This window comes from Microbulbifer mixtoriginis (SeqCode), assembly GCF_052467705.1.
In genome coordinates, this window is the sequence record NZ_CP174322.1 from 4641262 (window position 1) to 4652848 (window position 11587).

7 protein-coding genes are annotated in these 11587 nt (G+C 44.7%); 4 read left to right on the forward strand and 3 right to left on the reverse strand.

Annotation, left to right across the window (positions count from 1 at the left end):
- The first annotated feature begins 686 nt into the window (after positions 1–686).
- Positions 687–1988, forward strand: coding sequence for an amidohydrolase (locus ACJJIB_RS20120; RefSeq protein WP_444887357.1), 1302 nt, complete (start codon positions 687–689; stop codon positions 1986–1988).
- A gap of 49 nt (positions 1989–2037) precedes the next feature.
- Here ACJJIB_RS20120 and ACJJIB_RS20125 read toward each other — a convergent pair whose 3' ends face one another.
- Together ACJJIB_RS20125 and ACJJIB_RS20130 are read right to left on the reverse strand one after the other, a co-directional pair.
- Positions 2038–4350, reverse strand: coding sequence for an FG-GAP repeat domain-containing protein (locus ACJJIB_RS20125; protein ID WP_444887358.1), 2313 nt, complete (start codon positions 4348–4350; stop codon positions 2038–2040).
- Between the two features lie 317 nt (positions 4351–4667).
- Positions 4668–6134 carry a DEAD/DEAH box helicase gene (locus ACJJIB_RS20130; protein ID WP_444887359.1) on the reverse strand — a complete coding sequence of 489 codons (1467 nt, stop codon included), beginning with the start codon at positions 6132–6134 and terminating at the stop codon, positions 4668–4670.
- A 446-nt stretch (positions 6135–6580) separates the two neighbouring features.
- Between ACJJIB_RS20130 and ACJJIB_RS20135 the strand changes: the two genes are divergently transcribed.
- A complete protein-coding gene (locus ACJJIB_RS20135; protein ID WP_444887360.1) occupies positions 6581–7183 on the forward strand; it encodes a GNAT family N-acetyltransferase in 603 nt (200 codons plus the stop codon).
- Between the two features lie 381 nt (positions 7184–7564).
- Positions 7565–8569, forward strand: coding sequence for an alpha/beta hydrolase (locus tag ACJJIB_RS20140; RefSeq protein ID WP_444887361.1), 1005 nt, complete (start codon positions 7565–7567; stop codon positions 8567–8569).
- 95 nt (positions 8570–8664) lie between these two features.
- On the opposite strand, the gene ACJJIB_RS20145 is transcribed toward ACJJIB_RS20140, so the two are convergent.
- Entirely contained in the window at positions 8665–9720 is a 1056-nt protein-coding gene (locus ACJJIB_RS20145) for a hypothetical protein (RefSeq protein WP_444887362.1), read from the reverse strand.
- Positions 9721–10054: 334 nt separating this feature from the next.
- Here ACJJIB_RS20145 and ACJJIB_RS20150 point away from each other — a divergent pair, with 334 nt between their 5' ends.
- Positions 10055–11566: a CoA-acylating methylmalonate-semialdehyde dehydrogenase gene (locus ACJJIB_RS20150; RefSeq protein WP_444887363.1), complete on the forward strand. Its 1512-nt coding sequence runs from the start codon at positions 10055–10057 to the stop codon at positions 11564–11566.
- Positions 11567–11587 lie beyond the last annotated feature (21 nt).

Here is an 11587-nt window from a genome sequence, read left to right on the forward strand (position 1 = left end):
CGTAAATATGGCCGAGACATCAATAAGAAATCATCACTTTATACGCTATAAGAACCACTTATTTTTAATTAGCAGTAATCAATCATTAAGCAGAGCTTACTCTCCCCAATACAGAGGCGATTGCCGAAGGGTTTCAGAGTTAAGAAAATATCTAATTTACGTCGATGTAAATCTAACAACAAATAGAATAATTATTTATATATGCCTAAGACATACAGATATATTAGTAACCTGCCTATTATTATCACTATAAATTAACTCGTTAATTATCCTCTAAGAAAAAAATAGAGCACTCTACAAGTTAAATCATTCTGATTTTTCCCAATCATTACTTTAATCGCGCATTAAGGTCCAAAATGATTGGTCAGCAATACAAATAATCTTGGACCCCGCAGATATTGCTCGATATTCCATTGTGCCTACTGAAACAGAGCACAACAGCTTGCCAAATCCATGACCAATCAGTATCACCCAGTCTCGTGAAAATCTTGAGAACCTCCTGTCATCCTCATTGCCCTGTGGTTACAGCTCTTTCCACAATCTATGCAGAACATCTTGAACCGTTCGGTTCATCATGTCAACAACGGAATTTCAAAATATGTAAAGGCAAACCAGCTCGAGGGAGTCGGTTGCGCAAAATCTGGGTTAGAATCGGGCGACGATAATGAGAATGAAGGAATTGTGCTGTGAAAAAACTGCTCCTGCCCATCGCAATCGGTGCATCGTTGCTGGCTACCCATACCTTTGCAAGCGACCCTAAGCCTCAGCAATTGCTGGAAAATACTGAGTCCAAAGTAATTGAGTGGCGTCGCCACCTGCACCAGAACCCAGAGCTGGGCAATCGCGAATTTGAAACAGCCAAATATATTGAAAAACACCTACGTGCACTGGGCCTTGAGGTTGAAACCGATATCGCCCATACCGGCCTTGTGGGCTTTTTGAGAGGCGGCAAACCGGGCCCAACTGTTGCCTTGCGCGCGGACATGGATGCTCTGCCAGTCACCGAGAGAACCGATGTGCCCTTCGCTTCCAAAGCCAGAACCACTTACCAGGGTAAAGATGTTGGCGTTATGCATGCCTGTGGCCACGATACTCATGTGGCCATGCTGATGGGCGCTGCCGAGGTCCTGACAGGCCTTCGCGATGAGCTGGCTGGAAACGTCTTGTTTATATTCCAGCCTGCAGAGGAAGGCGCACCGGACAATGAAGAAGGTGGCGCAGAGCTAATGCTCAAAGAGGGCATTTTCAAGAAGTACAAGCCGGACGTGGCCTTTGGCCAGCATGTCACTTCCTCACTACCCACCGGTGTCATCGGCTATCGCTCGGGCCCGCTTATGGCCGCTGCCGATGAGTTCCGTATTACTATCAACGGCCGCCAAACCCATGGTTCACGCCCCTGGAGTGGAGTGGACCCTATTGTCGCCGCTGCACAAGTCGTAATGGGCACCCAAGCCATTGTCAGCCGCCAGATCGATATCACTAAAGAGCCCGCAGTCGTTTCCTTCGGACGTATTGACGGTGGTGTCCGCAACAATATCATTCCCGACAGTGTCTATCTGAACGGCACCATCCGTAATTTTGATATGGATAACCGTGCAGAAATTTTCAAACGCTTAAAAACCACTGCTAAGTTAATTGCTGAAAGCTCCGGGGCAAGCGCGGATGTGGAGATTCTGGAGGGCTATCCGGTAACAATAAATAATGCAGAGCTGACAGAAATGGCCCTGCCTATTTTGAGGTCTGTTGTTGGCGAAAAGAACGTAATCGAAATCCCGAAAATTACTGGAGCTGAGGATTTCTCCTACTACGCTAATGAAATCCCAGGCTTATTCTATTTCCTGGGGGTAACTCCAAGAGATCAGGATGCCAGCCAAGCCCCAAGCAATCACTCACCGCTTTTCTATGTGGATGAAGATGCTTTGCGTAAGGGTACTGAAGCGCTGACCCTGTTAACTTTGGATTATATGGCAAACTATAAAAAACAATAAAATAAAAAGGGCCTCTTTCGAGGCCCACAACAACAATTGTTCTTAAATTTTATTCAACCAGAAGCATAATTATACTTCTATTAATATCTCCCTGGTCATCCGTCACCGTCAACTGAAATGCTAAAGAAGTATATTCCTCATCACTTTTGTTAGGAGCAATAAATGTTGTTATCGCTGCACTAGCATTTTCTAGTGAAACCTCTGGCCCACCAACTTGCTGCCATTGGTAACTAATTATAGTTCCATCTTCATCTATGGAATTAGATCCATCCAGGGTGACAAGACTATTTTGTTTTACATTTAGTGGGGTAACGATTTGCGCCTTAGGGCTAGAATTACCAACTATTCGGATCGCTAAAAACCCCACCCCGGTATAACCATCATCATCTTTCACACTAAGAGTTACCATTATCACTCTCTGTGTATCAGCAGCAATCTCAGGAGCAATAAAGCTGGCGGTTCCGTCTGGATTATTATTTATCTCCAAGCCTGACGCGCTCCAATTGTAACTTACGATTTTACCGTCTGAGTCATAGGATTCTCGACCATCCAATTGAACTAACTTCCCAGGCTTGACCTCTTGAGGCTCCCCAGGCACAACTATAGGAGCCTTCAAACCCTCCGCTATAAAAGCGATTGTTCTTTTTGATTTCTGCCCACCATTATCTTCTACTTCAACCTCAAATACATAACCTTTCAGTAACCCTAATGGCCCACCAAAGACAGGAACGGTAAAAGTAGCAACCCCACGTTCAAGTTGCATTAACTCAACAGGATCACCACTCAACTGAGCCCAGCGGGCACTTACAATTTCTCCATCCATATCAAAGGATTCACTGGCGTCCAGCCTGACACTTTGCCCAGCTTTTATCGTTCCGATATTCTCAACCACAATAACCGGTGCCAAGTTAGTTCCCACACGTACTGTGCTTTGATCGGTACTGACAATACCATGATCGTCCTCAACCTCAAGCTCAAAAACCAACTCTTGCACTATGCCTTTTTGCTCAGCTGGAGCAATAAAGTTCACCACCCCATCCCCCGAGTCCATCAAGCTTACAGGCGCTCCAGAAAGTTGCTTCCAATGATATGCAACAATATTTCCATCAGGATCTGAAGACTGGCTACCGTCGAGCACAACCAGGGAGCCTCCATCAACAGATTGATCACCTCCAGCAATGGCTTGAGGCGGCTGATTTAATACTGCCAAACTCCCCTTTAGAGTTATTAGTCCCTGTTGAGGATTAGCGATAACAATATCAACGGCCCCATCACTATTTATATCTCCCGTAGCTATACTTTGTGGATTGGAATAGTTACCAACAGGAATATTTATCTCGTATTTAGAAGCCTCCAAATCCTGGATAAAATCTCCATAAGCGGTCAGGGAAAATCCCTCCTTGGGCAGCATTAATACCCTAGCAGATTCTTTATCTTGCAATAATTTAGTTAAAATTGGTCCAGGATTATTTTGTGTGGAGAAAAAAACAGGGATTTGCAACTTACGTTCACTATCCTGAAAAAAAACTGCCAAACCGGCTCCTGTAGCGCTATCCTCGAGAGAAACAACCACATCATTGAATCCATCGCCATTGATATCTCCTGTCGAAATACCATTAGCCTGAACCTTACTACTAAAATCATAATAGGCAATTTGGCTGCTAAACGGATTAGACTCCATTACCGCCAACTTTGTACTCAGCGGTTGCTCACTGAGCATCACAATATCATCGACATAATCCCTGTTGACATCCCCCAGAGTCAGCAAAGCGGATTCATGGCCCATCACAAAACTCAGACTTCTTACCTGACCAAAGGGCTGGGGTGCCTGGCGAATACTCTCAACACCATCGCTGGTTTTACTGATCCCAACAATCTCATTGACTCCATCTCCCTTTAGATCTCCAATAGCAATATTGGTAGCATAGCTGGAGAGGTAAGTTTCTCCGGCTGTCAAACCTCCATCTTCAGTTTGTAAAAAGGTTTCAATTTTTTCACCTGCAAACCCAATAGCAATATCCTTGCGACCATCACTATTGATATCACCCACTGCGAGAGACTTCGGCAAGCTCTCTGTCTCACTGGACAGAGGGTAATTTACTGCGTCTTGTAACTGTCCAGCCTGATTCTGAAGAAAGACTTTTAATTGGAAGTCATTGTCTGGATCAAAAGCCTGGGAAGTAATAATAGCCACATCATCTCGTCCATCATTATTCAAGTCAGCTACGGTAACAGCTTCAGCTCTGGAACCTATTGAGTAAATTTCGGCAGGCTGGAATTGAGCCTTACCACTTGCATTACTGGTCAGCAGTAACACAGTAGAAGGAAGAACGAAAAACTTTGAGAGCAACTTCAATTTCACAACATATCCTTGTGTAAATTTTCTTAAATAAGCAAATTTAACTTAACACAAATTTCTGAGAGCAAATGTGATCAATTATGGAATTGATATATCCAAATTAGCCAAAAATAAGCAGACACTGGTTCCAGCTTTTAGTATGGATAATACAAATCACAATAATAATATAAGAATAAAAATAACAACTTCACTCACAAAAAAAGATAAACTTTTCTCAAGCATCGCTGATGAATAAAACGATAAAAGTAAACAGACAGTGAAAGAAAATAAAGGCGAAAAAAAAGCGGCCTAGGCCGCTTTTTTACCAACTACTCAAAATGCTAAGCGCTTTCCGAACGCCCTCTGCTGGGGCGGCGTCTCGGAGCTCTCTGTGGTTTTTGGCCATCACTGCGACCCGATTCAGCGCTGCGAGCCCTGCCAGTACCGCCGGAGCGATTTCCATTGCTTCCTTTACCTGCGGTGGCATTGCTATTGCGACCACCGGTTCCACGTCCTTCTGGTTTACCGCGACCACTTCCGCGATTACCACGGCGCTCATCGCTATTGCCACGAGCATCTCGTCCGCCCTCATTATTTCGGGAACCTACAGGGCGTTTACTGGCGCCAGGTTTTTGCTGGCCGCCACGCTTGGGGTTGCCAGAGGCTGGCAACTGATGATCTGGCTCAAAGTCCTCGATTTCCTCGCGGGGAATTGGCTTACCAATTAAGCGCTCGATATCGCGAAGCTGCTTAATTTCATCGGCACTAACAAGGGATACAGCTTGCCCCTGGGCGCCCGCACGTCCTGTACGACCGATACGGTGAACATAATCTTCAGGAACATTGGGCAAGTCGAAATTTACCACCTGGGGTAATTGATCGATATCGATACCCCGTGCAGCAATGTCTGTCGCAACGAGGATCTGCACCTTACCGGCTTTAAAATCTGCCAGAGCCCGGGTTCTGGCATTTTGGCTCTTATTACCGTGAATAGCCGCTGCCAGGATGCCATCTCCTTCGAGCTGTTTCACCAGCCGATTGGCCCCATGTTTGGTACGGCTAAATACCAGTGCCTGATGCCAGCCATTCTCTCGAATCAGGTGACTTAACAGTTTTGTTTTTCGAGCCTTATCCACAGGGTGGAGCTTCTGTCGTACTGTTTTGGTAGTGGAGTTTCGCGGGCTGACATCAATCTCCAGCGGATCCTTCACCAGACCTTTGGCTAGCTGGCGAATCTCAGGAGAAAAGGTTGCCGAGAAGAGTAGATTCTGACGCTTGGCCGGTAAGATCCTCAGCACTCTCTTAATGTCATGGATAAAACCCATATCCAACATGCGGTCTGCTTCATCTAAGACTAAGGCTTCCAGGCGATCAAAGCGGATTGCCCCTTGATTGTGCAGGTCCAATAGACGACCAGGGGTCGCCACTAGAATATCGGCACCGCCTCGCAGTCGGGAAATCTGGGGATTGATCTTCACTCCACCAAAAACTACCGCATGACGCATTGGCAGGTACTGGCTATAGCTCTGCACATTATCAAACACCTGTGCGGCCAGCTCGCGGGTTGGGGTGAGTACCAATGCGCGCACCTGCCCTTTTCTGGCACGCTCTCCCTGGTTTAAGCGGTGCAACAGCGGCAATGTAAAACCGGCGGTCTTACCCGTGCCCGTCTGGGCTGCAGCCATAATATCACTGCCCTTCATTACCGCCGGAATGGCCTGGGCCTGGATTGGCGTGGGCTCAGTATAGCCCTGCTCTGCAACGGCACGGGCAATCTCCTGGGCAAGGCCCAGATCTTCAAACAACATAAATAACCTCAAACTGCGCCCTGGGCGCAATCAAACACATTCGCACCACGAAGGAGCAAATAGAAAAATCGGAGTTGGCATCCAGAGCAAGTGAGGCTCGATGCACACAGCCGTCAATTCACCGGCCAGCCGGCGCGCGGCATTCAGTAGAGGGTTCCGGGAAGAATTTAGAAAAGTTCACGGGGGGATACCGGTAGATCACCGGCCTACAAATGACGCAGCTGAGAAAAATCAGCTACAGCACTATACCATAATGAAACTGACTGTATAGTTCTCTCGGCTAAAACTGCTCTTCATAGGCATAGACAAAGGGGTTGTTGGGGACCCAGGCCAAGCGAGCGTAACATAGTTCCACGTTCGCAACTTGAGCGTCTATCTTTGTGATATCCAACCCCCGTTGCGAACCAAAGATGATGCAGCCAGGTGCTGCCGGGATACTCACAGCCATGTCAGAAAATAGCAATGTCAGTAATGAGCACCAGATAGAACTAATTACTCTCGGTAATGGGCGCAGGGTATCAATACGCCCCATCTGCCGCAGTGATAGCCAACTGGAAAAAGAACTGATAGAAGACTTATCTCCAGAAACCCGGCGAGACCGCTTTATCGGCGGCAGCTGTAAAGCTAGCCAAAAGCTGATTGAGCTACTCACCGATAACGACCATCAAGTTCATGAGGCCTTTATTGCACTCTGCACCAGCGACCATGCGCAAAGAGCCGTAGCTACCGCACATTACGCCGTAGATGCAGACGGGCTAGCCTGCGAATGCGCAGTTGTGGTCCGCGATGATTGGCAGGGATTGGGGCTAGGTCGATTAATGTTAAAGCGTCTGATCGACTGCGCAAAAGAGCAAGGCTTACAGCAAATTTATTCCATTGAGTCAGCCGACAACAAACGCGTGCAGACATTTGCCCGTTCGATGGGATTTGTTTGTAAAGCCGATCCAAAAGACTACACCCTATTAACTTATACACTCGATTTGCAGGCTGGCCGACAAGCCAACGGCTTTGATGCGGCCTCCAGGGAGGCCGGAATTAACCTAAATTAAATACACTCTTAACATTCATGGCGGTTAGCAAAGGTTATTTGTCTGCCGCCATTCTCTAAAAACCAAACAATTTCCTTTTGCGAGTTCACAATCTCCCCTTACCTTATCAACTTCACCCGTAAGTGACCCTCCAGTCGGCACATTCATAGATCTATTTAACTACTGGCAAAGTCGATCGGGCACAACGCCGGCTGTAAAAGCTTTAAACTCTCCTAAAGCAATCAAAGAAAAAGTGAAACTTTGCTTACACAAATCTTAGAGAAATGAGCAATTGCCAAAAGTTGAATCAATTTAGCCTAACCACAGGTAGTGCACCGCTACTAATACAACGTAATTCTTTCACTTTATTTTTTTGATTCAACTAGATTTTAGCGACAATTTATGCCTATGAAAATGAAATCAATAAAACTATTTCTGACTATATCAATTTGTTTACTTATATCATCTTGCGCAGTTAACATCAGAGATTATATTGCAAGCTCAAAAAGCTTCCCTTACGATCATGTAGTTTCAAATGAGCAGATAAAATCATGGGGATTCCATAAAAATAATTACTGTGACAAGCTAAGAAACTTGTGTATTAGCTATTTCTCTGCTGACCCCCTTGAAAAAGGTAAAATTAAATACTCCATAGAAACTGACTCTGGCGATCAAACCAGCCAAGTTAATCTATCTATAAATAAAGAAGCCCTAAACAAACATTATTCTGGGACCATCATTCTTTTACATGGATTCCGAATCTCAAAAGAATTCATGCTTCACTCAGCATTATATTTTCGTCTCCTTGGATTTCAGGTAGTTATTCCAGACCTGCTCGGCCATGGTGAATCTGAAGGCCGTAAGGAATATGGCGTTGGTGATAGTGAAGTGATTAACCGGTTAATTGACGAGCTTATCCATAAAGACCTGATAGAAAGTAAAAACATTTATCTTCTTGGAAATTCCATGGGGAGCCTTACTGCGGCGAGAATCACTCAATCTCGACAAGATATCAGCGGCCTAATATTACAAGCCCCCATGTTGGAATTTGACCAGGCTGTTTATAATTATGCCCAAGAGAATTTTCCCCTACTTAGTAGAGCATTCTCTGAAAAAGAAATAAAAATAGGAGCGTCAATGGCGCTAGAGGAAGCCAATATAAGCCTACTGGAAACACAAATTGAACCTTTACTAACCAACACTCCTGTGCCCGTGCTTTTATTTGCTTCCAATACTGACCCAATTTCACCCTATGATCACTTTCAAAACCTGCATCAGGACCATATCAAAATAGTGCTCCTGAAAGATAGAAATCACCCGAGTATGGCGGTTATTGGGGAAATTGAGCATAGCGCTCTACAGGATTGGCTTCCCAAGGCAAGTAATATCACTATTCAATACCATTAAACCTATTGGCCTAGTATAGGGAGTAGCAAGGCGAAACTCACTAGTTCGGCCTTGCTAAAAAAGACAATTAGCTATTCCTTGAAAAATATCACATTTCAGTTGAAGAAATCTTCACAAGCTAAGGGGCCGCTAAACTCTAAAAGCCCCTGAGGCATTGTAATTTTTTCAACTAGGTTCCCTTTTTTATAGAGAGAGAAGGTTACGTTAGCCTGCATAGATTTCATATATACTTGGCCTCTACCAAAAATTACATCTGAGGGGAAGTCTTGAGAATAGAAACTATCAGGGTCAGCCTTCGCCTCAACGACTAACTTATAGTTAATTTTATTAAACTCAACATTGGCATATCCCTCGCAAGCATTAGATTCCCGTTTAACAGACAGGCCATTAAATGCAGGATAAAAAATTAGATCGTAATCACTACTAATATAACGACCTATCCACATTTCGATATTAGTATCATTAACCTTTCCTCCTGTAAACATAAAATATAACTCTTCAGACAAGCCCATTGTGTAAACGATGCCAGAGCTCGACTCTTTATCAAACCAACCTTTATCAAGCTGGGCAAATCCCAGGCCCATTAATGCAACATTTCCATTAGAGAAACTATATTGGATTGGTGTACCCATAGTATAAACAAACCATTCAGGACCAAAGTTGATAATTTCCTTTAGAATTCCCAATGGTGACCGACCAGGATTATTACTATGCCAATAGTAATGGTGATCTCCATTCCAACGCATAGTAAAATCGAAATAATCATAATTAATATCTATATGATTTTCATCAGCAACTATTAACCCAGGAACTTCGTAATAAAACTTATCCGGATTATTAGGATCCACCAAAATAACCTCATCATGGAATATATCATACTTAACAGTTGACCCGTTTATCGGAGAGAAAGCCAAGTGTATATAAGCTTTAGGTTTTGGAACTTCAAAATCTGGTGCAATATATGTCTGCAAGCTTACTTTGAAATAGCCAACATCCGGCACAGCAATATTGTAAAACCATTGTTCTGCCCAGGTTTTATCTGACGTAGGTGTATGGGCTCGGAGATCCTCCAAAGTGGTTGCCGATAGTAAGGAGCTGAAAGATCCAAAAAGAAATAAAACGAATACCTGAAATATTTTTCTATAAGACACCGTCTACCCTCTTTCTTAAAATAAATGAATAGAAAACCTCACAAAATCACTACAAACCTACAGAGAGGGCATACTAACAGCATGATTACGGACAAAGCTTGAAAACAAACAGGCTATTTTTCAGGTTGAGAAGGTGCGCACAAAAATTCTATATTGCAAACAAAAGCTGGAAGCTCATCAGATAAAACCCTTATCGATATTCACCCCGAAATACACTATTAAACAAGGCTGATATGCTTCATCTCAAGAAGCGGCGTAAAACACCTCTTTTTTCACTCAGGCAACGCCTAAACTGTCTGACAATTTCCCACCGGTTACTGGTAAGGCAAATAATATGAATAAATCCATCCCTTCACGCCTTCCTCTATTCATTGACGGCGACTGGGTGCAGTCCACTACCAAGGAGTGGTTGGATGTGACAAACCCCGCCACAGGTGAGGTTTTAACCCAGGCCCCCTATACCACTGAGGCCGAGCAACTCCAGGCAATCACCGCCGCCAAGCAGGCGTTCATTTCTTGGCGGAACACCCCAGTTCCTACTAGAGCACGCATTATGCTCAAGTACCAAGCTCTCCTGAAAGAGCACCAAGAGGCCCTGGCCGAGATTCTCGCAGAGGAAACCGGTAAAACATTTGAAGACGCCAAGGGGGATGTTTGGCGAGGCATTGAGGTGGTTGAGCATGCCGCAAATATTGCTACCCTGCTAATGGGGGAAACCGTTGAAAACGTTGCCAGTGCTATAGATTGCTATTCCTATATTCAACCCATTGGCGTCTGCGCCGGTATTACGCCATTCAACTTTCCCGCAATGATACCGTTGTGGATGTTTCCGCTAGCGATTGCCTGTGGCAATACCTTTATTCTTAAACCTTCTGAACAAGACCCCATTACACCTTGCAAACTGGCTGAATTATTTGAGCAGGCAGGAGCACCCAAAGGGGTTCTACAAGTTATCCATGGTGGTCGCGAGCAGGTAGATTTCTTACTAAAAGACCCGGATATTAAAGCTATATCTTTTGTCGGCTCCGTGCCAGTTGGGCGCCATATCTATCAGACAGGCACTCAATATTTAAAAAGAGTACAGGCCTTTGCCGGGGCAAAAAACCACATGGTAGTGATGCCGGATGCAAATAAAAATGCCACTATTAATAATATCATCGGCTCTTCTGTAGGGGCTGCCGGTCAGCGATGTATGGCTATTTCGGTTGTGGTATTAGTGGGTGAAGCGCAAAGTTGGATTCCTGATATACAGGATGCGATGGCAAAGATAACACCCGGGCATTGGAAGAATCCACAATCCGACTACGGCCCCTTAATTTCACCTGCTGCAAAGGAACGTGTGCTGGGTTATATCGAGACGGGCAAAAAAGAAGGGGCGAATTGCCTTCTGGATGGTTCAAAAATTACAGTGGATGGATATCCCCATGGTAACTGGGTTGGCCCTACATTATTTGCCAATGTTACTACCGAGATGTCAATTTACACTGATGAAATTTTTGGGCCAGTGTTATGTCTGGTGAATGTAGATCACCTAGATGATGCAATAAAACTGGTGAATGACTGCCCTTACGGCAATGGAACTTCCATATTCACTGCCAGCGGTGCAGCGGCACGTAAATATCAGCACGAAATTCTTGTGGGCCAGGTAGGAATCAATGTGCCTATCCCGGTTCCATTACCTTTCTTTAGTTTTACTGGCTGGCGCAGTTCATTTTATGGGGATCTCCACGCCTATGGTAAGCAGGCCGTGCGTTTTTATACCGAAACAAAAACCATCACAGCCCGCTGGTTCGATTCAGATATTGAACACGCTGAACAGGCAAATATGACGATACAGTTAAAGTAACTGCACATACCAATAAAATTT